Annotated in this window: 28 protein-coding genes; 12 read left to right on the top strand and 16 right to left on the bottom strand. The window is 67.9% G+C overall.

Translation table 11 applies throughout. The annotated features are described in order from the left end of the window. The first annotated feature begins 55 nt into the window (after window positions 1-55). Both ku and EDD30_RS17220 read left to right on the top strand, forming a co-directional pair. Window positions 56-1,024, top strand: coding sequence for a non-homologous end joining protein Ku (ku, locus tag EDD30_RS17215; RefSeq protein WP_071805111.1), 969 nt, complete (start codon window positions 56-58; stop codon window positions 1,022-1,024). A gap of 13 nt (window positions 1,025-1,037) precedes the next feature. Continuing rightward, entirely contained in the window at window positions 1,038-1,526 is a 489-nt protein-coding gene (locus EDD30_RS17220) for an NUDIX domain-containing protein (protein WP_071805110.1), read from the top strand. Window positions 1,527-1,565: 39 nt separating this feature from the next. Here the strand turns inward: EDD30_RS17220 and EDD30_RS17225 are convergent, their stop codons facing one another. Beyond that, window positions 1,566-2,129, bottom strand: a complete 564-nt coding sequence (locus EDD30_RS17225) for a type 1 glutamine amidotransferase domain-containing protein (protein ID WP_071805109.1) — start codon at window positions 2,127-2,129, stop codon at window positions 1,566-1,568. Between the two features lie 29 nt (window positions 2,130-2,158). Then, window positions 2,159-2,620 carry a DUF2231 domain-containing protein gene (locus EDD30_RS17230; protein WP_071805108.1) on the bottom strand — a complete coding sequence of 154 codons (462 nt, stop codon included), beginning with the start codon at window positions 2,618-2,620 and terminating at the stop codon, window positions 2,159-2,161. 130 nt (window positions 2,621-2,750) lie between these two features. Here EDD30_RS17230 and EDD30_RS17235 point away from each other — a divergent pair, with 130 nt between their 5' ends. The 3 genes from EDD30_RS17235 (at window position 2,751) to EDD30_RS17245 (ending at window position 4,539) form a co-directional block, all read left to right on the top strand. Continuing rightward, window positions 2,751-3,104 carry a DUF1304 domain-containing protein gene (locus tag EDD30_RS17235; RefSeq protein ID WP_071805107.1) on the top strand — a complete coding sequence of 118 codons (354 nt, stop codon included), beginning with the start codon at window positions 2,751-2,753 and terminating at the stop codon, window positions 3,102-3,104. Window positions 3,105-3,375: 271 nt separating this feature from the next. Then, window positions 3,376-3,816: a DUF6232 family protein gene (locus tag EDD30_RS17240; RefSeq protein ID WP_071805106.1), complete on the top strand. Its 441-nt coding sequence runs from the start codon at window positions 3,376-3,378 to the stop codon at window positions 3,814-3,816. A gap of 525 nt (window positions 3,817-4,341) precedes the next feature. Next, window positions 4,342-4,539 carry a DUF397 domain-containing protein gene (locus EDD30_RS17245; RefSeq protein WP_123678333.1) on the top strand — a complete coding sequence of 66 codons (198 nt, stop codon included), beginning with the start codon at window positions 4,342-4,344 and terminating at the stop codon, window positions 4,537-4,539. A gap of 57 nt (window positions 4,540-4,596) precedes the next feature. On the opposite strand, the gene EDD30_RS17250 is transcribed toward EDD30_RS17245, so the two are convergent. The 6 genes from EDD30_RS17250 to EDD30_RS17275 all read right to left on the bottom strand — a co-directional run bounded on the left by EDD30_RS17250 (window position 4,597) and on the right by EDD30_RS17275 (window position 8,586). Continuing rightward, window positions 4,597-5,733: a geranylgeranyl reductase family protein gene (locus EDD30_RS17250; protein ID WP_071805104.1), complete on the bottom strand. Its 1,137-nt coding sequence runs from the start codon at window positions 5,731-5,733 to the stop codon at window positions 4,597-4,599. 55 nt (window positions 5,734-5,788) lie between these two features. Then, window positions 5,789-6,355 (bottom strand): DUF6226 family protein, encoded by a 567-nt coding sequence (locus tag EDD30_RS17255; protein ID WP_123678334.1) that lies wholly within the window; start codon window positions 6,353-6,355, stop codon window positions 5,789-5,791. 64 nt (window positions 6,356-6,419) lie between these two features. Continuing rightward, window positions 6,420-6,620, bottom strand: a complete 201-nt coding sequence (locus EDD30_RS17260) for a DUF397 domain-containing protein (protein WP_071806590.1) — start codon at window positions 6,618-6,620, stop codon at window positions 6,420-6,422. A gap of 184 nt (window positions 6,621-6,804) precedes the next feature. After that, the gene (locus tag EDD30_RS17265; RefSeq protein WP_071806610.1) at window positions 6,805-6,999 is read right to left on the bottom strand and encodes a DUF397 domain-containing protein; all 195 of its coding nucleotides are present in this window, start codon (window positions 6,997-6,999) and stop codon (window positions 6,805-6,807) included. 60 nt (window positions 7,000-7,059) lie between these two features. Then, the gene (locus EDD30_RS17270) at window positions 7,060-7,929 is read right to left on the bottom strand and encodes a helix-turn-helix domain-containing protein (RefSeq protein WP_244945286.1); all 870 of its coding nucleotides are present in this window, start codon (window positions 7,927-7,929) and stop codon (window positions 7,060-7,062) included. A gap of 216 nt (window positions 7,930-8,145) precedes the next feature. Next, window positions 8,146-8,586 (bottom strand): DUF6232 family protein, encoded by a 441-nt coding sequence (locus tag EDD30_RS17275; protein ID WP_071806592.1) that lies wholly within the window; start codon window positions 8,584-8,586, stop codon window positions 8,146-8,148. Window positions 8,587-9,078: 492 nt separating this feature from the next. Here EDD30_RS17275 and EDD30_RS17280 point away from each other — a divergent pair, with 492 nt between their 5' ends. Beyond that, window positions 9,079-11,457, top strand: coding sequence for a right-handed parallel beta-helix repeat-containing protein (locus EDD30_RS17280; RefSeq protein WP_071806593.1), 2,379 nt, complete (start codon window positions 9,079-9,081; stop codon window positions 11,455-11,457). A gap of 594 nt (window positions 11,458-12,051) precedes the next feature. On the opposite strand, the gene EDD30_RS42035 is transcribed toward EDD30_RS17280, so the two are convergent. The 6 genes from EDD30_RS42035 to EDD30_RS17315 are packed head-to-tail and all read right to left on the bottom strand — an operon-like array spanning window position 12,052 to window position 17,073. Next, the gene (locus tag EDD30_RS42035) at window positions 12,052-12,564 is read right to left on the bottom strand and encodes an SLOG cluster 4 domain-containing protein (protein WP_071806595.1); all 513 of its coding nucleotides are present in this window, start codon (window positions 12,562-12,564) and stop codon (window positions 12,052-12,054) included. After that, window positions 12,561-13,451: a nucleoside-diphosphate kinase gene (locus EDD30_RS17295; RefSeq protein ID WP_071806596.1), complete on the bottom strand. Its 891-nt coding sequence runs from the start codon at window positions 13,449-13,451 to the stop codon at window positions 12,561-12,563. Before EDD30_RS17295 ends, EDD30_RS42035 begins: the two co-directional genes overlap by 4 nt. A gap of 2 nt (window positions 13,452-13,453) precedes the next feature. After that, the gene (locus tag EDD30_RS17300; RefSeq protein WP_071806597.1) at window positions 13,454-14,659 is read right to left on the bottom strand and encodes a radical SAM family protein; all 1,206 of its coding nucleotides are present in this window, start codon (window positions 14,657-14,659) and stop codon (window positions 13,454-13,456) included. Then, window positions 14,656-15,342 (bottom strand): methyltransferase domain-containing protein, encoded by a 687-nt coding sequence (locus EDD30_RS17305; protein ID WP_071806598.1) that lies wholly within the window; start codon window positions 15,340-15,342, stop codon window positions 14,656-14,658. Before EDD30_RS17305 ends, EDD30_RS17300 begins: the two co-directional genes overlap by 4 nt. A gap of 23 nt (window positions 15,343-15,365) precedes the next feature. After that, entirely contained in the window at window positions 15,366-16,064 is a 699-nt protein-coding gene (locus EDD30_RS17310; RefSeq protein WP_071806599.1) for a dTMP kinase, read from the bottom strand. 25 nt (window positions 16,065-16,089) lie between these two features. Further along, window positions 16,090-17,073 carry an ArsR/SmtB family transcription factor gene (locus EDD30_RS17315; RefSeq protein WP_071806600.1) on the bottom strand — a complete coding sequence of 328 codons (984 nt, stop codon included), beginning with the start codon at window positions 17,071-17,073 and terminating at the stop codon, window positions 16,090-16,092. A 631-nt stretch (window positions 17,074-17,704) separates the two neighbouring features. Here EDD30_RS17315 and EDD30_RS39160 point away from each other — a divergent pair. Then, on the top strand, window positions 17,705-17,872 hold the full coding sequence (locus EDD30_RS39160) for a hypothetical protein (RefSeq protein ID WP_170047383.1): 168 nt from the start codon (window positions 17,705-17,707) through the stop codon (window positions 17,870-17,872). Further along, window positions 17,872-18,459 (top strand): phosphoribosyltransferase, encoded by a 588-nt coding sequence (locus tag EDD30_RS17320; protein ID WP_071806601.1) that lies wholly within the window; start codon window positions 17,872-17,874, stop codon window positions 18,457-18,459. Before EDD30_RS39160 ends, EDD30_RS17320 begins: the two co-directional genes overlap by 1 nt. Here the strand turns inward: EDD30_RS17320 and EDD30_RS17325 are convergent. Both EDD30_RS17325 and EDD30_RS17330 read right to left on the bottom strand, forming a co-directional pair. Next, window positions 18,449-19,243 carry a hypothetical protein gene (locus tag EDD30_RS17325; protein WP_071806602.1) on the bottom strand — a complete coding sequence of 265 codons (795 nt, stop codon included), beginning with the start codon at window positions 19,241-19,243 and terminating at the stop codon, window positions 18,449-18,451. The two genes, EDD30_RS17320 and EDD30_RS17325, sit on opposite strands and share 11 nt — an antisense overlap. Next, window positions 19,240-19,545, bottom strand: a complete 306-nt coding sequence (locus EDD30_RS17330; RefSeq protein WP_084556552.1) for a PqqD family protein — start codon at window positions 19,543-19,545, stop codon at window positions 19,240-19,242. Before EDD30_RS17330 ends, EDD30_RS17325 begins: the two co-directional genes overlap by 4 nt. A gap of 188 nt (window positions 19,546-19,733) precedes the next feature. Between EDD30_RS17330 and asnB the strand changes: the two genes are divergently transcribed. The 4 genes from asnB to EDD30_RS17350 all read left to right on the top strand — a co-directional run bounded on the left by asnB (window position 19,734) and on the right by EDD30_RS17350 (window position 25,534). Continuing rightward, on the top strand, window positions 19,734-22,112 hold the full coding sequence (asnB, locus tag EDD30_RS17335; protein WP_244945288.1) for an asparagine synthase (glutamine-hydrolyzing): 2,379 nt from the start codon (window positions 19,734-19,736) through the stop codon (window positions 22,110-22,112). Next, entirely contained in the window at window positions 22,109-23,098 is a 990-nt protein-coding gene (locus EDD30_RS17340) for a diiron oxygenase (RefSeq protein ID WP_084556553.1), read from the top strand. Before asnB ends, EDD30_RS17340 begins: the two co-directional genes overlap by 4 nt. 96 nt (window positions 23,099-23,194) lie before the next feature. Continuing rightward, window positions 23,195-24,109, top strand: coding sequence for an HAD family hydrolase (locus EDD30_RS17345; RefSeq protein WP_143162762.1), 915 nt, complete (start codon window positions 23,195-23,197; stop codon window positions 24,107-24,109). A gap of 72 nt (window positions 24,110-24,181) precedes the next feature. Further along, window positions 24,182-25,534 carry an FAD-dependent monooxygenase family protein gene (locus tag EDD30_RS17350; RefSeq protein WP_143162763.1) on the top strand — a complete coding sequence of 451 codons (1,353 nt, stop codon included), beginning with the start codon at window positions 24,182-24,184 and terminating at the stop codon, window positions 25,532-25,534. The last annotated feature ends 4 nt before the right edge of the window (window positions 25,535-25,538 follow it).

Genomic DNA, 25,538 nt, shown 5'->3' on the forward strand with positions numbered 1-25,538 from the left:
GTCTCAGTAATGCAATCCTTGATCGAGCGGCTGCTCACGGGGGTAGGAGGCGACAATGCGGGCGATCTGGAAGGGCGCGGTCTCGTTCGGCCTGGTGTCGATCGCTGTCAAACTCTTCTCGGCCACCGAGGAGAAGGACATCCGCTTCCACCAGGTGCATCGCACCGACGGTGGCCGGATCAAGTACCAGCGCACCTGCTCGATCGACGGCGAGGTGGTCAGCTACGACGACATCGCCAAGGGCTACGACATCGGCGGCGGCGAGATGGTGATCCTCACCGACGAGGACTTCGCCGAGCTGCCGCTCACCACGTCCCGGGCGATCGACGTGCTGCAGTTCGTGCCCGCCGACCAGATCGATCCCCTGCTCTTCGCCAAGGCCTACTACCTGGAGCCGGAGGGGCAGGCCGCGAAGCCGTACGTACTGCTGCGCGACGCGCTCAGCGAGGCCGACCGGGTCGCGATCGTCAAGATCGCGCTGCGGCAGCGGGAGCAGCTCGCCACCCTGCGGGTCCACGACGACGTCCTGGTCCTCAACACCATGCTCTGGCCCGACGAGGTCCGCACCCCCGACTTCGGCTTCCTGGACGACGACATCGAGACCCGCCCGGCGGAGCTGGCGATGGCCGCCTCGCTGATCGACTCCATGGCCGGCAGCTTCAAGCCGGAGGAGTTCACCGACAACTATCGGGCGGCGCTTCAGGAGGTCATCGACGCCAAGGTCGAGGGCCGCGAGGTCGTCGCCCCCGAGGAGGTCGAGGAGGCGCCGGCCGCCGCGGTCGACCTGATGGCGGCGCTGAAGGCCTCCGTCGAGCGGGCGAAGAAGGCCCGTGGCGAGAACCCCGAGGAACGCGCGCGCGCCATCGAGGCCCCGCCTGCCAGGAAGACCGCCGCCACGAAGACCGCCGCCAAGAAGGCCCCGGCCAAGAAGACCACTGCCACGAAGAGCACGGCCAAGGCCGGTCCCGCCAAGGCCACGAAGACCGCGGCCAAGAAGACAACGCCTGCGAAGAAGTCCGCCTGACTAATCTTGTCGCGTGGGATTGACGTGGGCTGAGTCTTATCTAGGTCGGGTACGCGGTAGCGTCGGCGACTCCGACACACTGCTGTTCGTGGGAGCACGAGGGGTGATCTTCGACGAGCAGGGCCGACTGCTGCTGATCCAGCGCTCCGACAACCGCCGCTGGGCGATTCCGGCGGGAGCGATGGAGCTCGGCGAGAGCATGGAGGAGTGCGCGATCCGCGAGGTCTGGGAGGAGACCGGCCTGCGGGCGACGGCGCTGACCCCGTTCGCGTTCTACAGCGCCTACACCTTCACCAATGGGTGGGGCCACACCTACCAGCAGATCCTCATGTCGTTCCGGATCGACACCTGGGAGGGCGAGCTGCAGAAGGTGACGGAGGAGTCGGTCGACGCCGGATTCTTCGCGCTGGACGCGCTGCCGGGGCAACACTCGCGCATCATCGAGGAGACGCTGGCCGACCTGGCGTCCTTCCAGAGTACGGGCCGCATGGTGGTGAAGTGACACCGAGACGCCGTCCATGAAGGACAGCGTCTCGGCAGGTCAGGCGCGATGCCGCTGGTGGGCGCCCTCGGCGATCTCTTCGATCATCTTGTCGCAGAAGGCCGGCAGATCGTCCGGTTTGCGGCTCGTCACCAGGCCCTGATCGACGTGGACCTGCTCGTCGACCCAGGTCGCTCCGGCGTTGGCGAGGTCCGTCCGCAGACTAGGCCAACTGGTGAGCGTGCGGCCGTCGACGACGCCCGCCTCCACCAGGGTCCACGGTCCGTGGCAGATGGCCGCGACCGCCTTGCCCGCCGTGAAGAAGTCGCGGACGAGGCGGACCGCGTCCGGATCCGTACGCAGGAAGTCCGGGTTGGCCACGCCTCCCGGCAGCACGAGGGCGTCGTACTGATCGACGTCCACGTCCTTGACCTGTTTGTCCACCGGATAGGTGCCGGCCTTGTCCATATGGTTTACGGCCTGGATCTCGCCCGCTTTGATGGACACGAGCTCGGCCTTGCCCCCGGCGGCCTCCACGGCCTTGCGAGGCTGCGTGTACTCGACTTCTTCCACGCCGTCGGTCGCGAGGAACGCCACACGCTTGCCCTTGATCGAGGTGGCCATGTCGATTCCCCTTTCTCTCGGCGTTGCTGTCAGTACGTCCGGTTCCCGGGCTGGGCGCGGGCAAACGTGGCGGCGCGGCGGTTGACCAGTTCGCCGCCGTACCAGGCGCCGAAGACCGAGCCGGTCAGGGCGAGGAGCTCGACGGCGAGCAGACCGAAGCCGGCGACCCGCTCAGGGCTGCGCATGCGGAGCATCAGGATCACCGCGAAGAGGATGAGCACGCCCATGTTGGCGAGGTTCTGCAGGACTCCGACGCGCTTCGCCGGGGTGCCGTGCGGCACCAGCATCAGATCGATCGCCCCGGCGACCGCGGCCAGGATGCCGCCGAGAAGGCCGGCGAGGATGTTCCAGTACGCGAGCGCACCGAGGATGGCGGGGCCGCCGAGGAGGTTGCCGATGTCGAAGAGGACCGCCATCGTGAACAGTCCGAGGGGAAACATCACGAGGACGGGCTGGACCGCCTGGCCGGCGATTCTGAGTCGGCTCTCCATGCTGGCACCTACCCTCCTTCGCCGCTGCTTCCTCGCTCGATCCCGTGGGCCTACCCGGTCGATATGTCGATGAAACGCGCGGCCCCTTCTGTTAACCCTGTCGATGGGTACCGATCGCTAAGGTGTGCCCATGGGCACAGCCGCGAAGATCCTGGTGGGCCTCGTGGCCCTCATCCACGTGTACATCCTCGTACTCGAGATGTTCCTCTGGCGGACAGAACGGGTGCGCGCCACATTCGGTACCACCGCCGAGTTCGCCGCCGAGAGCGCCACGCTGGCGTCGAACCAGGGCCTCTACAACGGCTTCCTGGCGGCCGGACTGATCTACGGCCTGGTGACGGGGAACGTGGAGTTTCAGGTCTTCTTCCTGTGTTGCGTCATCATCGCCGGAATTTTCGGCGCCGCGACCGCCAACCGCAGGATCCTGTTCGTGCAGGCCCTGCCCGCTGTCGTCGCCCTGGTGCCGGTGGTGCTGGCGCGCTGACGGAGCACTTGGCTTGTACGCAATCTGCGATATAGCAGGTTGAAGTGTGGCGGTCAGCCGGGTGGCGTGCTGTACTGAGGTAGGCAAGAAGGCGGAGCTGGAGGGCAAGAAGCAACGGCACCCGGCGGCAACCGGGTGCCGTTGACGGCTTTCCACTTCGCGACGCACGAGTTCAGCTCTGTGACACACGAGCGAGGCGGGGAATTCTCTCTGCGCCAATGGTGGCTCGCCTTTCCTCCTCCTCGCAAGGAGTCGGGAGGGGGAGTTCGTCATGCGCCTCTACTACCGTGGCCCGGACGCGATGGTGACCAGCGAACACTTCGTCCACCGCACGCCCACGACGACGAGGGCGTTTCTGATCCGCGACCTCCGCGAGGTCGGCATCACCAGCGCCGAGGAACCTGGGACTCCCGTCCTCGCGATGGCCGGCGGAACGGCGATGGCGCTGGTCGCGGCCCTGCCGCTGTGGCGGATCTCGCCGCTGTACGCGATCGGCTTCCTGGGCCTGGCGGGTTTTGGACTGGCCACCGCCGCCCTCCTGCGACGCGGACGGCCGCGGACGTGGCTGCTGCAGGCGACGTATCGCGGGCAGTCGGTGGAGCTCTACCAGTCCGCCGACGCGCGCGTCTTCAACCAAGTCAGCAGGGCACTGCGCCGGGCGATCGAGGATGCTCGGCCTCCGTCGTCCTGGGACGACTTCGCGGCGGCCTGACCAGCCGGCCGCACGCCACCGGTGCCCCCCTTCGTGACAAGTCTCTTTTCGATGAAACTTGCACGGCTCCTTGCTCGTTTTGATAGGACAGTGGCAGAGTAAGCGGCGACCTCGCTGGCTGCATGATGGCAACCAGCGAGGTGGCACTTTGCTCTCGCCGCACCGCTTCACTTCGACGTCGAAGGACCCATGGCTGAGGTCGTCTCGCCAATCGTCGTACGCACGACCGTGCGTCCGGCTCTGTGCGACACGCTCAAGCATTCCGACCTCACCCTGCATCTGGTCGCCGATGGTCGGTACCACTTTGACTTCGCTGACGAGCTGGACGCCGTAAACCGGCATGCGATCCCGCCCGGACCAGCGAGCTCGGGAACAGATCGATGGAGTCGACACGATCGGCTCCGCGTTCCTCCACCACGATCCCGCCGCGCCCGCACACCGGGTGGGCTCGGCGGGGAGTTGGCGACACGATCACCAATTGTCACGAAGACGGTAATGACGCGGACGAAGAATCGGAGTGGAATATTGGATACGATCGAGGCTCCCCAGTGGCGCAAGAGCAGCTACTGCAGCAACGCTACTTGCGTCGAAGTCGCTCGGGTCGAGGACAACTATCTGATCCGCGACTCGAAGGACCCGGACATCGCCCCGCTGAGCTTCACCTCGGAGGAATGGGCGGCGTTCGTGCGAGGGGTCAACGAGGGGCAGTTCGCCTTCGAGTGATCTGTTGATCAAAGGTGCGCGCGACGTCGGCCCGAGGTCGCGCGCACCGCATGCCGGTCAGGGCGATCCACCCAGGAGGCCGACCGCCGCCCGGACCGAGGTTCGCCGCAGCACCTCGGCCATCGACAGCTCACCGCGGCACGAGGCCCGAAACGCCCGCCAGCCCGGCGGCGTCGCCATCGCCGCATGCATGAGTCGCGGATGCCTGGCGAAGAGCCGGAAAAGTCTGCGACCCGCCGCCATGTCCGGGGTCAGATACCAGTTCACCAGGAGCTCGTACTCGGCGAGAGCGTCGGGTGTCCGGGCCCGCCCCGCAATCTCGCCGGCCCACGTCCCGGAGCGCAGCGCGAAGCTGATGCCCTCGCGAGTCCACGGCTCCAGCAGCCCCGCCGCGTCGCCGACCACGATCACCCGGCCCCTGCGCAGCGGCGCGTCCGCCCGGCGGCACCGCGTGAGGTGACCCGAGTCGCGGATCACCGGACGATCGGCGAGGCCGAGCCCGTCGACGAACTCCGAGAGATACCGCTTCGTCTCGGCGCCTTTGCCCTTGGCCATGATGACGCCGACGGTGAGCTGGTCGTCCTTGGGAAAGACCCAGCCGTAGGAGCCGGGCACGTAGCCCCAGTCGAGCACCACCCGGCCCCGGTAGGCGACGCGGTCCGCGGCCGTCGCCGCGACCTCGAGTTCGAGGCCCAGATCCTGCTGGTCGAACGTGACTCCGACGTACCGGGAGGTGATCGCGGCCGACCCGTCGGCACCGATCACCGTGCGGGCGGCGATTACCTCCCCGTCGGCGAGAGTCACCCGCGCGGCGTCGGCGTCCTGGTCGACCGAGCGGACCAGCGCGTGCTGGCGCACCTGGGCACCGGCGGCGATCGCGGCCTCGTACCAGGCGAAGTCGAATTCGTCGCGTCGCACCATCGTCAGCAGCGGGCGATCCACCGCCCGGCGGGTGAAGGCCCGGCGCCCGCGGTCGGTGAACGTGATCGCGTCGACCGTGTCGCGGACGGGCACCGAGATCCGGGAGCCGGCCCAGGACAGCGACGTGCCGATCAGTCCGCCACCGCAGGTCTTGTATCGGGGATGCTCGGCGCGCTCGAGCACGAGGGTTCGTGCCCCGGCCGACGCCGCCGCGTGGGCCGCTGCCAGGCCGCCCGGTCCCGCACCGACCACGGCCACGTCCCAGTCCGCCACCACGGTCGGATCTTATCCAGCGTCGCGGCGTACGCGTTCGGTGCCGGAACCGGCGTCAGGGACGGCCGGCATCCCGGGGGGCGCGTCGCGGCCAGGGAGCCCACTGCACCGCCGCGGCGAAGCCGTCGCGGCGTGCTGCCCGCGCCTCGCGGTTGTCGACCGGCTCCCGCCGGCTGATCCGTAGTCCCCGGCCGATCAGCCGCGTCTCGCGCAACGACCCCGTCAGTCCCCGGCGCACCCGCTCCCAGAGCCCGCCCTCGACGTGCGCGTCCGTCCGGGCCCGCAGGTCGGCGATCAGCTCGGCCGGATCCTCGGCACCGTCCTCGCCGCGCGGCAGGGTTTCGACGAACCACCGGCCGAGCCGCAGCACGATGCCCGGGAAATCGGTGAAGGCGATCGACAGCGGCGCCGCCGCCGGGTGCCGGGGAATCAGCCGTACGGTCCGCACGTACTCGGCGTACGGCCCTGGACCGGCGGGTTCCTTGGTCTCCCGCCGGTCCACGACATACTGTTCGGCCAGCTCGTCGAGCAGCTCCTCGGCGGCGTCATGCAGCACCTGGTACCGCCCACGGCCGGTGAGCTCGCAACGGTACGGATCAAGCGAAGGCTCGAACTTTCCCACGGAAACAGTATGCTGCCTCAATCGCTTGATCAGGCAAAACTTCACGAGATCGCCGGATGACCCCTCAGAGGTCGAATTCGCCCCGCTTGACCGCGGAAGCGAACGCGGACCATTCCTCCGCCGAGAAGCGCAGGTGCCGCTGCTGTGGATTCTTGGAGTCACGAACGACGAAGTCGTGTCCGATCTTGGCAACCTCGACGCAGCTCGTGGTTCCGCATCTGCTGGCCCGGCGCCAGACAACCGTCTGCTCCGTTCGGTCCCTCATGCCTGCTCCTCCGAGTCGGTTCCCGAATCCACGGTAGGCGACAGCCGCAGAACACGACAGGAGGCAAGAATGAGTGAACCACGATGACTGTGCCGAATCGCGGTTAATGGGGCCGTTTGGGTGCAGGATTTGTCCGCCCTACGCCCGCTTTGACACGTCTTCCGCGCGGAGACGCGTGATCATTTCAAAGGTCGAATTCACCCGCCAGCATGCCGTCGCGGAAGGCCACCCACTCTTCTCTCGTGAACGAGAGGGCAGGAAGGTCAGGCCGCTTCGAGTCCCGGATCAGAAACTCATCCTCGACCCTGGCCACTTCCACGCAGGTGCTGTTCGCGCACTTGCTGCTCCTCCGCCACGCGGGCGCGCTGACGCCGTTCATCGTTCGCCTCTCACACTGCAGCCTGCCCGCGTGATCCCCTATGAGCACGCGGGCTCATAGTTATCGGGGTTCCCGTCGGCGGCCTGTGGCGGCCGATTCCAGGTCTATCCTCTTGCGGATGAAGTCGATCGTGTCTGATTCATCAAGAGCTTCCTGCCACACCAGGTCGTACCGGTTGCGGTGCCGCATGGTGGTGGTCTTGGCCTCGATCACCTCGTCGGAGAGACCATTCTCGTGGTAAAGCAGCATTCCCTCGTCGTTCACATCGAGGGAAAGAAGATCGAACGACGCATTGTTGGTGACCGGCGCCTCCAGCGTGAACGGCACCATGCGAAGCTTGATCGCGCCTTCGTCCGCCAGCCGTTGCAATTCCCGGAGTTGATCCGTGAAGACGGCGGCCCCGCCGATCGGGCGCATCAGCACCGACTCGTCCAGCAGCACGAACAGTTCAACGGTGCCGACGCGGGAAAGTAATGCCTCCCGCCGGCGCTGCCGTGCATCGAGGACGCCCCGGATCCGATCCTCGGGCATCTCGCCGACATACAACTGCATCAGAGCTTCCGCGTACGCCGGGAGCTGCAATGGTCCAGGAATGAAGTAGATCGAGAAATACCTGATCGCCGTTGCCTCGGCCTCGTATTCGATCAATTTCCGGTGCGCGTCGCTGAGGACCTCGCGAAACTGGGGCTTCTGGTGCCACGCCTGCCGTTGCCGCGTCCGGGCGATCCGGGCGTCGACGAGCAACGCGGCGATCACCGACTTGTCCTTCACCTGGAGGAAGTTAAGCAGCGGCCGGAGATCGTTCGGAGCGATGGTCACGTCGCCGTTCTCGATCCGGATGACCTTGCTCAGCGACCACTCCATCTCGTCGGCCACCTGCTGCTGGGTCAGATTTGCCTGCTCACGCGCCTCGCGCAGCGCCAGACGCACGCGCCTGCGTGCGACGGTAGGCGAGACAACCTCACTCATGAGTCCTTCAGCGTCGGAGTCGGATCACGTCCAGCATGCAATGTGCAACCTCGCTGCCTGCCAGCAGGCAGTCAGCGAGGTCGCGCGTCAGCCTATCCATGGTCTTATCAGATGACGCGCCCGGGCGCGCAAGGTTCATCGAACCGATACTTGTCACGAACCGCGAACAGCATGTGATCAGGCCACTACCAAGCCACGAACGTCACGAGGGCGCCGCGAGTCCTCCACCGCCCGGCGGAGCGCTCGAACGACCTGGTTGAATACGCGAGCGTCCACAGCCGAGTACAGAGTTACCCGCCCACCGTTCCGATAAGCCTGCAGATACCACGAACAAGTCGCCCGCCGTCGCGTCGCGGCGAGCGTCCCGGCCAGGACGCTACCGAGGACCACGGCCAGCGAGGCGACAACCACTCCCCCGAGGGTCCAGCCGACGCTCGTAAGAGTGACGACGGCGGCCACCGTGACCAGGGCCTCGCCCGAGCCCCATCCCCCGGGCCGGCCGCGCACCAGCTCGATGTCGCGCAGTTCCTCGATGACGAAGACTTTGGCGGGACTGGTACGCCAGACGAAATACTTTTCGGTTACCACTGCGTCGGGACCACGATAGTAGGTGCGCATCCGTACGAACTCCTTCCGCACTGCGGCAAGGAAGGAACTGGCCGCGACCGCGACTCCGAGAGAATTCCCGCCTCGCTCCTCACGCCGGAGATCCGGTCGACGCGACAGCCGGTTGCCGCCACCTGCCGCGTCATCCTCCCGGAACTCGCCCTGACTGCCTGCGCCGAGTCAACCACAGCCACCAGTCCGGTGGCCATAGCTCAGTCTGCCATATAGCAGATAGAGCGGAAGCTCTCTTGCCGGTCGCCGCGGTGCCGCCGTTGCCAGGGAGGCGTGCGGGACGGGGCAGAACGGGTGCAAACGCGAAGCCAACCGGTTGTCGCTCCGGTCACCCGACAGGATGAGACGGGCCCGCCGACCGTCCGCCAGGACGACTGTTCCGGCAATCCACATCAAGCTCCTCGACGCTCAGGTTCCGGCGAGTTCAGCCGTTCCTTCACCACCGAAGCCCTCGGCCGGACCCCCGCCGGGAACTGACCCCCTGGAGTGGATTTGACTCACCAACCACGACGCCCGCTTCGGACGGCGCTGCGCACGCTGCCTGCCGTCCTGGTCGCCGCGGCCTCACCCGCGCTCCCCGTCGGCACCGCTGCGGCGAACGCCGCGACCGAGCTGCCGGACGCGCCCTACTCGCTGGACGCGACCCACAGCCCGGCGCCCCTGACCGCCGCCGACTGCGCCACCGACGTCCGGTGCCGGCTCATGGCCGCGCCGACCGGCGGCGACGACCACTTCGACCTCCAGGCCGCGCTGACCGCCGCCGGCGGCCGGGCCCAGGCCGCGGTCGTGGACGCCAACGGCACAGTGGTCACCCCGGCCGTGCCGGCGACGGTGCTGCTGCGCGAGGGTACGTACTCGGTGACCAAGCCGCTGCTGGTCCCGCCGAACGTCAACCTGCGCGGTGCGAGCATCAAGACGACGGCCATCAAGATCCACGACGACGCGCCATGGATCAACTTCAACTACAACTTCATCATCCGACCCAAGGTGACCATCGACCTGGAGGGTGCGGATCCCGCCCCGGGCAGCGTCAACACGATCTCCGACCTGGCCCTCAACGGCCGGTGCATCAAGGGCAAGGGCGAGTACTCGGAGACGGGAAGCAAAGAGCCGACCATCCTGCCCGACGAGCAGTTCCCGTCCGGTTGCGAGAGCGACGCCGCGACGCAGAACAACGCCGGCGGCGGCATCAAGGCCGGGCACCGGTGGACCGTCCAGCAGGTCCGCTTCACCAACTTCAACTACTTCAAGATGTGGGTGAGCAAGACCCGCGACGTCCGCATCGTCGACAGCCGCTGGGACAACTGGGGCGGCGCCGGCAGTGGCGACGAGGACAACATCGGCGGCGGCGCCGGGGCCACCAACACCGTGATCGAGCACAACCAGTGGGACCAGACGATCCGGGGCAACAGCTTCGACCTCACCCACGCCACGAACGTGACGTTCCGCAACAACAAGGTCGTGGCCAACCGGTACTACGCCGACCTGCGCAACGTGGAGGCCTACGGCTCCGTCTACTTCGAGTCCGTTCTCGGTGGCATGGTCAGCGACAACGACCTGAAGGGCGCCAACATCGTCCTCAAGTCGAACGCCAACTACCTCCACGAGGGCGAGAACCTCGACGTGGTCAACAGCCGCGACATCGTGGTCACGCGTAACCGAATCCGCGACACCTTCAACACCGGCATCACGGCCAACTACGACGACTACTCCCAGAGCCTCGCGACGCACAAGCGCTTCTCCGGCGGCAACAACGCGATCACCGACAACGTGATCACGAACACGGCCAAAAGCGCGATCATGATCAGCGGTATGTCCAACGCGGACAAGGACGCCCCGGACATCATCACCGGCAACCTGATCACCAACGTCGGCGTCGACGGCTCCACCGAGTACTCCGGCTACGACAACGTCGGCATCGCGATCGGCATCGGCACCGGCGACAAGGTGCACCACAACACGATCGTCGACGACCAGGAGCGGCCCACCACCTGGTACGGGATGCAGATCGGTTCCAGCATCAACAAGGACATCACGGTCACCGGCATCCATCTGACCGACGCCAACGGCGAGGGCTGGAACGTCACCAGCCGGACGCTCGGCGGCCAGCGCAAGAACGGCGTCCTGCCGGCCCTCGCGCCGACCAACCTGGCCGTCACCAACGGCGTGTTCACGTGGTCGGAGTCGACGCCTCAGGACGCGGCGAAGGGCTACAGCCCGATCGCCGGCTACCGGGTCTATCGCAACGGTGTCGAGGTGGCCACCTACCCGGTCGGCAGCCACGTCGTCCCGGGCAACCTGCTCACCGCCGCGCAGTCCGGCTTCGAGTCCGGCGTGACCGGATGGACCCTCTCCGGTGGCACCGTCGCGGCCAAGACCGGCGACGCCGCGGTCGGCAACGGCTCGCTGCTGGCCACCACCGGCGCCACCTCGCGGACGGTCACGGCCAACGGCCCGGCGGTCCCCGTCACGGCCGGCACCCTGTACACCTCGGTGGCCTCGTACAAGGCGGTCACCAACGACGGCCGCATGGTCCGCGCCGGCATCACCTGGCGCGACGCCAGCAACAAGTCGCTCGGGCAGGTGGCGGCCACGAACAGGTTCACCCGCGCCTCGACCGGTAACTGGGTCACGTCGTCGTACTCCCACGTGGCTCCCGCCGGCGCGGTGAAGGCCGAGCCGTTCCTGGTGATCGACAACTCGCTCGCCCACGAGCAGCACCTCATCGACCGGGTCGGCCTCGTCGCCGGCACCAACACCGAGGGCTGGACCGACGGCGCCTGGGCCCCGGGCAACCGCTACCAGGTGGTGGCCTACCGGCTCAGCGACAGCCAGGCCTCCACGCCTGCGACCGTCATCAGCGGGCAGTAATACGGGAGCGGGATCCGGACACCGGATGCCCCGCTCACCCCAACGGCCCTGGCTGGCGGAAACGCCGGTCAGGGCCGTTGTGCATCTCCTCGAGGAAACCGCCGAAGCAGAGCCGAACCAGCGCCGCGCTTGAGCCGGCGTTGAGGTTCGGAGCCGAAACCCATCGGTGATCGCAAGTTGCCGCCGTACGTCAGCCTGCGCGGCGCCGGGATCACCCAGACCGTCCTGCGGATGGACCCCAGCACGCCGTCGAACCGGCAGTACAGCACCATCATCCGGCACAACGACGTCGACGCGCCCGGCAGCACCCAGATCGCCTCCGACCTCACCGTCAACGGCAACTGCCGCACCGGGGCGGGCGCCCCGATCCCGACCGACATGCCGGGCCGCCCCGGCGAGGACTGCGACTTCCGCAGCATCCCGGGCGCCACCACCAACACCGGCGGCGGCGTCGCCGTCGGCGACGGCTGGACGGTGCGCCAGGTCCGGATCACCAACGTCCCACGGCACGGCCCGGCACCCGCGGCCATCGGCGATGCGCCGGGCCCTGCTTCCGACCGCAAGACCCCCGTCACTCACCGGGAAGGGGGCGCGTCAACCAATGCGGTGCTCATCGGTGGAACGCCGCTGGGCTGCCGCCCGGCGCACCATTTCCACCGCCTCGTCCACGGTCGCTGCGGCGGTGGGCCCCGCGATCGGCTGCCCGGCGCCGTCGCTCAGGACCCAGCCGTCGAGGCTGACCACCGGTACCTCGGTGCGCTGGGCCAGCGCGACCTCCATCAGAGTGCCCCAACCACCGCCGATGCTGAGCAGAGCGTCGCAGCTACGGACCAGAAGGCCGTTGGAGAGTTCACCGATCCCGGTGGGTACGGCCACGGTGAGTGGAAGCTGGACCGTTGAGCGCGCGTACCCGGTGAGAAAGCCGATGACCGTCCCGCCGGAGGATGCCGCCCCCTCGGCGGCGGCACGGGACACGCCGTCGGTTCCGCCCACGACCACGGCGACTCCAGCGGTCGCGAGCATCGCACCGGCCGTGCGGGCTTGGGCGCACAAGGTGACCGCGGCCGCGGAGGGCCCGATCACGCCGATGTGCAGCGTTCTCATCATGCCTCCTCGGGCGGCCGGGGCAGGGAGCTGAGTGCGAGCGCGCCGACGGCGATGACGTCCCACTCGATGAAGTCGAGGCCCGACTCGTCGATGGCCTCGTACAGTGCCCAGCAGTGCACCGGCCGTCCGGCCGCCAGGTCGGCGAGGTGCCGGTGCAGGTTTGCGGTGGGCGACGCGTCAAGGAGCCGGCGCAGCGACGGCTCAGCATTCAGCGACTGCGGTCCGGCTGTCCGTGCCAGTTGCCGGGCATCCGCGGTCAAGACCGCCGCCGGGACCCGGTCGGCGTGAGTCAGGGCTTTGAACAGCTCCCGCCGCCGCCGCGCGGCGAACAGGATTCCGATCTCACGCAACACCTGCTCGGGGCCGTCGGACGCGTGCACCAGCCGGAACACGTTGTTGGGCGAGTCCAGCGACGCTCTCAGGGTGCCTGCCGTCCGCTGTTGCGGTTCACCGCTGCCCTTGAGCGCGGTGAGCCGGCGGGCCGCGGGTCGATCCGGCTCGGGTGACTCGTCCACCAGCAAGACGGCCAGGCTGTCGGTGAAGGTCAGCAGGCGGTCACAAATCGCCAGCCGGTCCCTTGTCTCCCAGCCCGGATCGGACAAGTCTCGGCGCCAGATTTCGCGGATGTGATGGCGATGCAGCCGAACGGGCGCGTGCGCCGCCACGGTGTATCCATGCCGGCGGAGGAACTCTATCCCCGCGCCGACCTGGTTGCTCACCACCGCATCCGGGGTGAACAGCAACAGAGCAGTGCGGTGCAGCACCTCCGGCCACGCCGGCCCGGCCACGTCGGACAGGTCGGTCACCGACTCATGAAAATAGATGTCACGCAGCCCGCGATCTCCGTCGGTGTCCACGATCATCGGTGCTGTGTGATAGCCGGTCATCGTCACCCCACCTCGGCCGCCGCGGGCTGCGCTCGCGCCAGCAACCGCTGGGCGTCCTGTACCGCGGCGGGCGGGTAATCGAAGATCTCCGCCAGGTGCAGCACGGCGCGGGCGGTGATCCAGTCCAGGACCTGAGCGTCGCACAGCTTCTCCAGGGAGAACGGTACGATCGACCGCTCGGCCACCCCCTCCTGCATCGCCTCACGCAGCAGTTGAGCGGGCAGGTCCAGTCCGCCCCAGGCGACGGCGTGAATCATCGGGTCCCGGTAGTACCGTTCTCTCATCGCGGGCCAGTCGTACTCACGCCAGGACAACCGTGCGTCGAACGGCTGGGACTCCAGCACGTGCACGCTCGCGTCGGCGTGAATCTCGAGGTCGACGTGCCGGGCGCCGACGGTGAGCCGGCGGGACAGCGGCCGGCCCAACCGGTTCGACCGGCCGACAAGGGACTGCCAGGGTGCGAGCCGCTGCTCGTCCTCGGCGGGTAGCGCCAGGCCGCGACGGCGAAGCAGGTCGACGGTCCCCCGACCGTCCACGATGAACGACATGCGCTCGACGACGACGCCACGCCCGCTGGGTAGCACCAGCCGGGCGGAGCCGTTCGGTGCGTCGCGGATCCGCGCGCCGAGGTGACCGGCCAGTTCGGCCAGACTGGTGTCGTGCTCCACCCGCAGCGTACGCAGGGTGACACGCCAGTCCGGGGCGAGCGCCTCGGCCTTGGTGATCCACTCGGCGACGACGCGGGTACCGATCCGGTCGGCGTGGAAGGCGTCCAGGCTCAGTCTCAGCCAGAATCGCCCTTGCGGCCGGGGCCCGCGCAAAGCCTGCCAGGTGCGGATGTACTCCTCGGGCGGGCGGGGTGCGGACAGTGAGTGCCCACCGGTGTAGAGACCGAAGTCGAGCGAGGTACGCGCGCACGAGGCGATGACCGCGGTACAGAAGTCCGGCTCGTCCAGCGGTTCACCGCCGCCGCAGAGGACCACCCGCTTCGCGCCCGCCTCGACCAGCCAACGGACCAGGTCGTCCGGATCCATGCCAGGCGCCGCGGGCCCGCGGCGCGGGACGGAGGCGAAGTTGCAGTGCGCGCAGCCGACCGAGCAGTGTTCGGTCGGCCAGACGAAGGCTGTGCTGGGATGCGGCGCGAGCCGGTCCATAGCCGGCGGGATCGCGTCGAGCAGCCGTCGGCGGAACGGGGTCAGCCCGGTCACCCCCGGCTCCTGGTGATCCGATGCACCCGGTACTGCTCGTAGCCGACGTCGTACACGTCGACGATCTCGGCGCGCAGCCCGTGCTCGTCGCACGTCCGTTCGACGCTCATCCCGAACCGCTCCAGCACGTCGGAGGTGAGCAGATAGCACCGGCCATCCTGGGCCAGGTGCTGGGGTAGGACAGCCAGGAATGTCGCGGTCGCCGTGAGTTCCGGATCGAACAGGGCACCCGACAGCGCGTCCCGGGGGGCGCCGGGTAGCAGCGGCGGATTGGCGATGACCAGGTCGAACGTCTCGTCTAGGCGCACGCCGTACGTCTCGGGACGGGTCGTCGAGAAGTCGCCGAGCCGGACGTCGACCCGTCGCGCAACGTCGTTGCGCTCGGCGTTGCGGCGGGCGCAGTCGACCGCCTTGGGGGATCGATCGACGGTCACAGTGTGCGCGCCCTGCAGGGCGGCCACGATGCCGAACGCCCCCGTGCCGGAGAACACGTCCAGGACTCGTTCGCCGGGGCGGAAGTCGATGCAACGCAGCAGGAAGGGCGAGGTCTTGGTCAGCAGCGGGCAGAACACCCCCTCGTCCACCACCAGGCTGGCGCCGCCGAACTCGCACAGGTAGGGATACTGCACGTCTTCGTGCCGCTTCACGAGCGCCAGGGCCGGCGCGGGGTCATACAGGGACATGGGTTTCCTTTGATGTGCGCTCGTCAGTGCCGGCTCGCCGAACCTGAGCGGCGGCCGATCCTGGCGAGAAGCGGTTCGAGGGTCATTTCGAGGACATGGGCGGGGCTACATGTGGGCTCGGGTCGTACGACGATCCAGCCGAAGTCGCGGGCGAATTCCCGAAGCACCTCGGCGACGGCGGATTGATAGGCGCGGAACGCCTCGTACGCAACGCCGTGCTGCCCGTCCCAGCGGCCGAGCTCGGCGGCGGTGAACCGCCCCGCGCGGCGTTGCCAGGCCAGATCGGGATCGACGTCGAGGAACACGACGGCGTCCGGGGTGCCGGCCGGCTCGAACAGCGCCTGGCACCAGGATCGTGACAGGTCGTCGCGGATCATCGCCTTGGCGACCGACCGGTGATACCAGCCATCCACCACCGCGACCGCGCCGGGATCCGCCTGCCAGGCTCCGAGACGGTGCCGGTACGCCGATGCGAACCACGCCGCGTGCAGGAAAAGGTGATATTGGGTGCCCATCGGATCGTGGTCGGGCTCCTGGTGACCGGCACCCCAGATCAGCCGGTGCAACTGGCTCAGGCGCTCGCGAACGGTGTCGTCGCCGAATTCGTAGTCCTTCTTGGGATGCAGGTACGTCCCGTAGCCGTGCTCACGCAGCCGGTCGGCGAGCAGGGGTGCGATCGTGGTCTTGCCCGCGGCGTCGATGCCTTCGAGAGCGACCAGCATCACGTCTCTCCTTCGATGGCGGACGTCAATTGAGCTCGCTGCTCAGATAGCGCAACAGGGCCAGACCTGCGGTGCCCAGGCCGTACAGGACCCGGCCGCCGTCGCGACGCCGGTGTGCCACGTCCGCGGCGACGAGGACGCTCAGATGCTGGGAGACCGTGCTGGCCGACATCGCCAGCGACGCGGCGAGCTGCGACGTGGTGGCCGGTTCGGTCAGGCCGCGCAGCACGGCCGCCCGTCCCCGCCCCAGGAGGAGAGCGAGGCGGTCCCCGGAGATCTCCGCCGCCGCGGTGTCCAGGTACTGACGCGGCTTGGCCAGCACGGTGGCGCCTTGCGTCTGATACCCCACAACCACGGTTCCGCTGCCGGTCGCCACCCAATGCACCGTCCGGTGCCCGAAGATCATCGGCACCGCGACCAAGCGCTTCCGGCACCGTACCGGTTCATCGCCGGCGGAATCCCGCACTTCGAGCACTGGGGGCTGCCAGCGTAGGCGAGCGTCCAGACCGGCGAGCACGCCGCCGATGCCACCCGTGGCGAGGACCAGGGCGCGGTTGGCCAGATCGTCGCGAAGCGCGGTTTGCATCGCCGGCCAGTATGGGGCGAGCGCGACGTGCCAATAGTCGAGCAAGCCCTGGGAAAGCCAGCGTGCCCACTCGCCGACCTGGTCGCCGCGAATGCCCAGCTCGGCGAGGCGCTGCGGCGAAGCGTGACGGATCCGGCGTTGCAGCCGCTCCACGTGCTCCTCCACGGTCCGCCCGATGCCGTCCGGCGCGGGAGTCAGCAGGATCGAGGGGATTCTCGACAGCTTGTTGAACCAGCCGAGCAACTCGCCGGCGGCGCGTCGGCGGGCCAGCGCCTGACGAGCGGTCCGCTCCCATTCGCCGTGTGGCCACGGTGACGGATCGGCTGCCTCGAGCGATGCGATGCTGGCGAAGACCTCCCACAGAGGACTGGCCGCGAGCCGCAGAGGAGTCGCCTCGGGATCGGCGACATGGATCAACGTCATCCGCGAGTGTTCCCGCGGCCTCGGGGCAGGCAGTGGTACATCTGGTGCTCCTCTTGTCGGGTAGCGCCCGCTCAGCTCGGATGCGCCCGCCGGCAGCGGGTGATTCCAGCCCTGGTCGGCAACCCCGCTCCCCATAGGAGACGGGGAGCTCAACCAGCGTGCGAGGCACTCAAGGTGCTACGCCGCGAAGCGGGCAAGCGTCGCCAGGCAGACATCTTGATCGATTCCGACCGAACATGCAACAAGATTAACGGAAGGTAACCATTGATGGACGTCCACATTGACCATTCCCCCAGGCGGCGTCGGTTTTGCCGGTCGCAGCGACTCGGAAATGAACAACCATTCCTTACCTGGCGTCACCGCACCCGTGCACCCCTATGCCGGCTCCGCTCCCGCTCACCACGAGCAGGGAGCTGTGAAAATGGTCACCGGCGAAACCCGCCGACCCCGCTTCGCACCACACTTGCACTTTTGCAACGGCGTGGACAGCGCCTCCACGCCGGGGAAACTCGGCCGCGACCACGCAGCGCCGTCCACTATGTATTGGTCGTCGAGACCTCCCGCGAGGAGGTAGGCTGGTGAACCTGACGGCCAAAGGCAATCGTTTACGCTAGCTCGTGGAGTGAGAATCATGCTGCTCGAAGCACCGCATGACGGCACGCCCGAATCACACTCGAGAAAGCATATGTTTACGGTCTACGAATTCACCGATCAGACGCCCGCATGGCCTTCCCTGCCGGCACCTGCATTCCTGGAGCGGAGCGGCAGGATTTCCGGCAGCGCTCTGGAATCCCGCTGATGGGTGTGCTGACCACGGCCGAGGACGACCTCGTGCTCGGCGCCGACGACATCCGACGCCGGGTGGTAGAGCTGGGCGAGCAGATTTCCGCCGACTACGCGGGGCGGGACCTGTTGCTGGTGGGAGTGCTCGGCGAGGCAGCCCTGTTCACTGCTGACCTGGTGCGTGCGCTCACCGTCCCTACCGGACTGGACTGGCTGGCGGTGGCCGCCCGCGCCTCCGGCCGGGGCCGCTCCGGGACGGTCCGGCTGACCAAGGATCTGGACGGCGACCCGGCCAGGCGCGACGTGCTGCTCGTAGAGGCCATCATGGACACCGGTCTCACTCTCGCCTGGCTCACCGCGCGGCTGGCTGAGCGGCAGCCCCGCTCGATCGCGACCTGCGTGCTGCTGCGAACGCCGGCGGCGCGGGCACGCGCGGACGCGCCCCGCTACGTCGGCTTCGACATCACCCACGAGATCGGCACGGTCGGCGGCTATGGCCTGGGACCGGCCGACCGGCACCGGGCGTTGCCGGAGATCCGCACCATGCCGGCGCCGGTGGCCTTGTCCCGGCGCTCCGTGAGTGAAATCGATGTCAGGCGGTGACCTCCACCTCCAGCGCCACCCGGCGGCACCACTCCAGCACTGACATGATCCAGTCCGTTGGCGATCGCGGGTCCAGAGAGCGCAACGTGATGAAGTCTCGGTAGACACCAATCGGTAGCAACGCCGGCTGGGTCGCCCGAACCCGTCGGTCCTGCCACTTCGCTTCGAGTCCGTACTCGCCGTGGTGCAGGGTCAGCGCATCGACCGCAGCACCGAACGCCGTCCGGGCGGCCAGCACTGCGGAGCCGAGGTCGCCAGACTCCACCATGCCCAGGGCGTCCTCCACCGCGGCATCGGCGTCGTTCAGGGCACGAACGGTGAGAATCGCACGGAACGCCGAGGCCTTCAGGCGCTGCCCGGCCTCGTGCAGCCAGGAAACACCACTGATCGGCAGGGCGGTGGCGAGCCGGCACAGAAACGCCACCTCGTACGGGGTGATCCGTCGACCCGTCGGGTCATCGGCCGAGAAGACGTCCCAGCCGGTCTTCTCGAACAGTTGCGACACCTGGCCTTCCGTCCAGTAGCGCAACTCCCAGCGGCGGTCGTCGAGGTGGGTGATCTGAGTGGGCACCACGCCGGGCGACAGGGCGACGGTGTTCATCCCGTTCGCCGGCCCGGTCCAGGGCTGGCTCAGGACGACGTAGACGTCGGCATCACTCCGCGCGTGTTGCCAACCGCGCGCCACCGAACCGCCGATGAACGACGCGGTGGCATCGGGCGGCACCAACCCCGGGGTGTCCAGAATGGCGGTCGTCCACTCAGACCGCGGCGCGCGAGCGATCATGCGCCCGTGCCCGTCTGCGTCTCGGCGTGACCCAGCAGGCCCAGGCCGGTCAGCTCGTGCAGTACCCCGAGAGTGTCAGCGAGCGCAGCGTCGGTCGCCACCTCATATTCTGCGGCTAGTCGGTGGGCGATCTCGGTGGCGTCGCGCCGCCCGTCGATCTGCTGCCAGATGAACGCCGCGGAATCAGAGAGTGAATACGACCGGTCGGCCCGGCTCAACAGGAAGTCTCCACCGATACGCCGGACCCGCACGTCGAGCAGGGCAGTCGGAACGGATGTCGGATACACGCCGGGAGACGGCACGGAAGATCACCTCGAATCGCGGATCGGCGTCCGCTTGCCAAATAGTCAGCATGTCGCATAGCACCGTTGCTGTCCATGTCAGCCACGTCACCAAGGCGAGGTTTCGGCGCCCACCGAATCCCTGGCGAATCACGCAACCCCTCGAATAGCATCATCGATGTCCCGCTCGGGACGTCGACGGTCCAACGATGGGGGTGACTGATGAAGAAGTACACCAAGCCCACGGTCAAGCCCGTTTCGCAGGCGACCGTACTGCGCGGCAACGCGTAAGAAAAGCCACCGTACCGGCGGATGCCGGTGCGGTGGCTTTTTGCGCCGGTCACCGGCGCACCACGGGGAACGTGTTTGAAAGGCGCAACATGTGTGGCATTGGAGCGGTGGCGCGGATCGACGGCGGCCATCTCGACGCCGGCGTCGATGGTCTGCTCGAGCGTCTCGCCCAGGTCTTGGCGCACCGCGGCCCCGACGAGCGAGAGCTACTCCGCGAGGGCCCGGTGGGCCTGGCCTTCACCCGGCTGTCACTGACCGATCCGGACGGCGGCAGCCAGCCGCTGACCCTCGACGACGGCTCGCTGACCCTCATCGCCAACGGCGAGGTCTACAACCACCGGGAACTGGCCGCGAGCCTGCCCACCGGCACGAGAATGCGCACCGGATCGGACTGCGAAGTACTGCTGCACCTGTACCGGGAACGCGGCATCCGATTCCTGGACGACGTTCGCGGGATGTTCGCCGTCATCCTCTGGGACCGCCGCGCCGGTCGGCTCCTACTGGCCCGTGACCGATTCGGGATAAAGCCGCTCTACTTTCACAGGAACGCGTCCCGAATCATACTCTCCTCGGAGATGAAAGCGCTTTTCCTGGACGGCGAGACGCCGCGCCGATTCGATTGGGATACGGCTCTCACGACTCCCGCGTTGGCGGCGTCACCCACTTTCAGCGAAGCGCCGGTCACCACCTGGTTCGAGGACGTGAACGCGGTTCCGGCCGGCACCATCATGCGTATCGACCTCAACGGCGGGCATACTTCGGAGCACCCCTACTGGTCCTTTCCTGGCACCATTCGGGACATCCCGCGAACCGCCGACGACTTCGTCGAGCGATACCGAGCGCTTCTTGCCGACTCGGTCCGGGAATGCGCCACCGCCGACGCGGAGCTGGGCCTGTTCCTGTCCGGCGGCGTCGACTCGGCCGCGGTCGCCGCCCTCGCCGCCGCGCAGGACGTACCCCTGCACACCTTCACTGTGCTGTCCGCCGCCACCTACCGGAACCAGGACGCCGAATACGCCCACCGGGTCGCCGAGAAGCTCGGCCTGCCCAACCACCAGGTCCTGTTCGACGGCGAACACGTCCCGACCGCCGCCGAATGGAAACGGCTGCTCTGGCTGACCGAGACGCCGTTGTGCAGCCCGGAGATCTACTACAAGCACGAACTGCATCGCTACGCGAAAGTAGCCCGGCCGCACTTGCGCGGCATGCTGCTCGGCGCGGCCAGCGACGAATTCAACGGTGGGTACTCCGTCGACATGGCCGGAGGCGGCGACTGGCACGACTTCACCGTGCAGCTTGCCGCCATGACGCGTACCGGCCGGCTGCGCGACCGGCCCGACCTGGCGCCATGGTGGGCGCACGGCAACGCAGGACTGCTCACCGACGAAGCCGTCGCCGACCTCACCGGGGCTGCCCCCGGCGACCCGTACCACGAGTACCTCGCCGGGCAGTACCGCAAGATCCAGCAGTACAACGTGTGGCACGAGGACCGCAGCGCCGCGGGCAGCGGCATCGAGGCACGCGTACCCTTCCTCGACCACCGGCTGGTGGAACTGGCGGCGGCGGTCCCGCCCCACCTGCGCCCGCAACTGCTATGGGACAAGCAGATTCTCCGCCGAGGAGTGCGGGATCTGTTGCCTGAGGACGTGGCGGCGCGACCGAAGACACCGTTCTTCTACGGGCCGGGCCTGCCACACACGTACCGGATGCTCACGCGCATGCTGGAGCGGGACGGTGGCGCGCTGATCGACGAGGCACTGTCCGCCCCGGGGGCCGAGCGCTACCTGAACGCCGACGGGGTGCGTGATCGGCTCCGGCAGGCCGTCGCGGACCCCACGAGCTCCCAGATCGAGATGGCGCTGCGCGTGGTGAACCTCGGGCTGCTGGCCGCCATGGCCGTGGACCTGCCGCCCGCCACCAGAAGCACGCCCAGCGGGTCCGTCCGGCCGTCGCTGTCCGTCCAGGACTGGGCCGGGCAGCGCGCGAAGGTGGAACTGTCCGTGGGGTTGCGGCCGACGCTGGCGGCCGGCCTGGTGCCGCGGCTGGCCGACGGCGTCCTGCTCCTGACCCGGCCCGCCGAATCCGACCGCTGGTACCTCGCGGTCGACGGTGTCATCGAGTACGTTCTGGACGGCGACAACCCGACCTATCGAGATCTGCTCACCCGCGTCGACGGCCAGACCTCACTCGGCATGCTGCTCGACGACCTGGATGTCACCCTCGACGACCTGCGGCCGGTGCTGACCGATCTGACCGACCAGGGCCTGCTCGAACTGCCCGGGGCATACCCAGCATGAGTGCCGGCAAGAGTACGACGCAGGCGCGCCTCGGTGCGGCGAGGGTGGCCACGAAGGAGTATCGCAGTCGCTTCGGTAGTTGGGAGCGCCGGGCGAGCGTACGCACCAAGCCTCGCCGGGTGGTGACCGGCGACGGTCCTGCCCACCTGTACTTCCCGCCCGAGCTCGTGCCGGCGGTCAGCCATCCGCTCGTCACCTCTCGCGGTCCGGGGGCCGTACGACAGCTTCTGCTGTCCCGCCTTTACCAGTACCTGGACTTCACCATCCAGCTCGAGGCCGCGGCGGTCATCCCCGTCACGCTGGACATCAGTCTCAACCGGTCGGGACTGGCGCTGCCCCGCGACATGCAACGCGACGCCTTCAAGATCACGACAGACGAGGCCTGGCACGCCCAGTTCTCCGACGATCTGATGACACAGATCGCCCACGACACGGGCATCCCAGTACGCCTACCTCATCGGCCGTACTTCCTGGACCGGCTCGCCCGGATCCGTGCCGCCGCCGCGTCCGAGGTACGCGGCTGTACCGATCTCGCGTTCGCGGTCGTCAGCGAGACCCTGATCTCCGCGCTGCTGGCCGACCTGCCCAAGGACCGGCGACTGCCGCCCTCCGTGCGGGATCTGGTCGCCGACCACGCCGAGGACGAAGGGCGACATCATGCGTACTTCCGGTCGGTCCTGCAAGCGTTCTGGCCCAGCCTGGACGTGCGGCAGCAGCGCACCCTCGGCCCGATGTTCCCGGAGCTGATGGAGGTCTTCCTGGAACCGGATCCACTGGGACTGGCCTACGCCCTGTCCGATATCGGCCTCGATACGCCGCAGGTGGAACAAGTGCTGGCGGAGAGCTATCCGGAGGGCGTCGTGCGCGCGCAGATCGCGGACGCCGCCGCCACCACCGTCCGATATCTGTGGGACGTCGGCGCGCTCGCGGACCCCGCGACGCGGGAAGCCTTCCACGCGGCCGGCCTGATCGTGGAAGCGGGCTGATTTCCGACAAACTCTGACAAGCGGGTGAGCCGGCCGAGTCCGTACGGAACATCGACGGCCGCTCCTATTCCCTGAATCCTGCAATCCCGTTCCTCGGTGCCCTGCCGCGCCGGGGCTGAACTGCTATCCAACGGAGTGACTTTGAATGCGAATTCCGCCGTCGACGGTTTTCCGACACCGGTGATCGGCCGAACGCTGCGCCGGGCCTGCGGGATGCTGTGCCTCGACATCGACGGCACCATAGCCGACAAGGACGGCATCGTCTCGGACGGCGTCGTCGAAGGGATCCGCTCGCTTGATCGAGCCGGAGTGCACATCGTCCTGGCCACCGGCCGTTCGGTCGTGGCCACCATTCCGGTCTTCGAGGCGATCGGTATCGCCGGATATGCGGTGTGCTCCAACGGATCGCTGACGGCCTGGATCGACGGCATGTCGGCGGAGTCCTTCCGCATCGTCGATTCGGTCACGTTCAACCCGGCCGAGGTGCTCGACGCGGTCTGTGTCGGGCTTCCCGGCGTGAAGGTGGCACTGGAGGGTGCGTGGCTCGGCTTCCGGGTCAACGCTAGCTTCCCGGCCGGCGAGCTCATGGGGCAGCAGCACATGCACCACTGGGAAGAGCTTCGCGGCCATCAGGCCACCAGGGTGACGCTGCGGCATCCCGATCGGACCGCTCGGGAACTGATGGCGGAACTCGAGCGGATGGGAATCAAGGGTGCCGCCTACGACGTCGAAGGGCGTTCGTGGGTCGACATCACGCCGCCCGGTGTGTCCAAGGCGTCCGCCCTCGAGAAGATCCGGATGAAGTTGGGCGTCGCGGCCGACGCCACCGTCGCCTGCGGCGACCAGGTCAACGACCTCGAGATGTTCTCCTGGGCGTCGTATTCCGCGGCCATGGGAAACGCTCCGGAAGACGTGAAGGGGAAGGCAGATCGCGTCGTCGGTGACGTCAGAGCTGACGGCATCCTGATGCTCTTCGATGCCATCGCGCCCGAACGGGTACGCGATGCCTGAACGCTGAGACCGTTGCCGCGGCGTCTGCCGCTGCTCGGTGAAACGATTCCAAAGGGCCATGGGGGGTCTTTCATGCTCGCTCCGTCGAAGCGTGATACGCGCTTTGCTGTCGTCTCCGGCCAATCCGTGACAGGTATGATCGCCGCCGCCACTCTGGCGGCGTACGGCTATTCCGTTCTCGCAATCGAGCGCCGCAAGGAGTTCTCCCGGAATATCCAGTGGGCCGGCCGCCAGAGTTTCATCAACCAGTTGTCCTTCCTTAACCGAGATCTCGCCGACGAATTCCTCCGGAAGACCTGCGGACCCATCTCGCTGGGCTCCACCAGGGTGGATGTCGACGGCATCCGCGTCACCAAACAGAAGCCGCTGCCCGCGTACGGCGATCCGTGGATCATCCCGGACTCCGCATACGACATGCTGGAGGAGCCCGCATGCTTTCTCGTCGGCGCGCGCCGGATCGAGATGCTGCTGCGGCGCTACCTCGACGGGTTGCCGAACGTGACGACCGTCCGAGGCGAGGTGCTGAACCTCATGGGGCCCGATGCGGCGGGCCGCTTCTCCCTGCCGGAGATCGGCAAGCCGAGCCTGATCGTGGTGGCCGAGGGCGCGAGTAGCCGTACCGCTTCGCGGCTCGGTCTGGAGTCGGCTCCCACATCACCGGCAAGGCTGCAGATCGCGGGCCAGATCGGACTCGGCGGCGACGGTTCGATGGTGAAACAGCTCCACCGTGAGGAAGCCGACGTGTCCGAGGTCGGCACCATCTCGCAGCGGGGGCTGGGGCGCACCTGGGTTGTCGGCGACGTCGGGCCGGCGGCCGGAGTACGGACCGGTGAGGACGGCACCACGGAATTCGATGCTCGCATGACGCCGTCGTCGGTTGCCGCGATGTCGAAGGAAACCCTCGCCCGTAAGGCGTCGGTAGCGTTGGACGTCCCCGTCTCCCGGATCATGAGCGCAGGAGTCGAGGGGCCGACAACTTCACTGCCGCATCCGAGGTTCTTCTCGCTGCAGCAGCGCCTGATGCCGAAAGCCTATGCCGGCACCAATCTCGTCCTGATGGGAGACACCGTCGGCACCGGCCACTGGAACGAAGGCGGTGGCATGCAGGTCGGTGCGATCTGCCATGTCGAGCGACTGAAGACCCTGCTGCGTGAAATCGATGGCGGCGAGGCGACAGAGGCCGCCGTCCAGCGCTATTCCTCGGCGGTTCTCGACGACTCCCAAGCATGGGGCGAGAAGGGAATCACCAGCTTCCACCCGCTGGACGATGCGGACACCGTGCTCGCCGCCTATCGCGCAGGAGTCGGTGCCTTCCGGCGCGGTGAGACCGACTCGCCACTGACCGAGATCCAGTCGAGCATCCGGGACGGCGTCTGTGCCGCTGCGTCTCCGGCAGGCCTTCTGGAGCGGTGCATCTCAGCATGAGCTC

This window comes from Couchioplanes caeruleus, from assembly GCF_003751945.1.
In the GTDB taxonomy this organism is placed as follows: Bacteria; Actinomycetota; Actinomycetes; order Mycobacteriales; family Micromonosporaceae; genus Actinoplanes; species Actinoplanes caeruleus.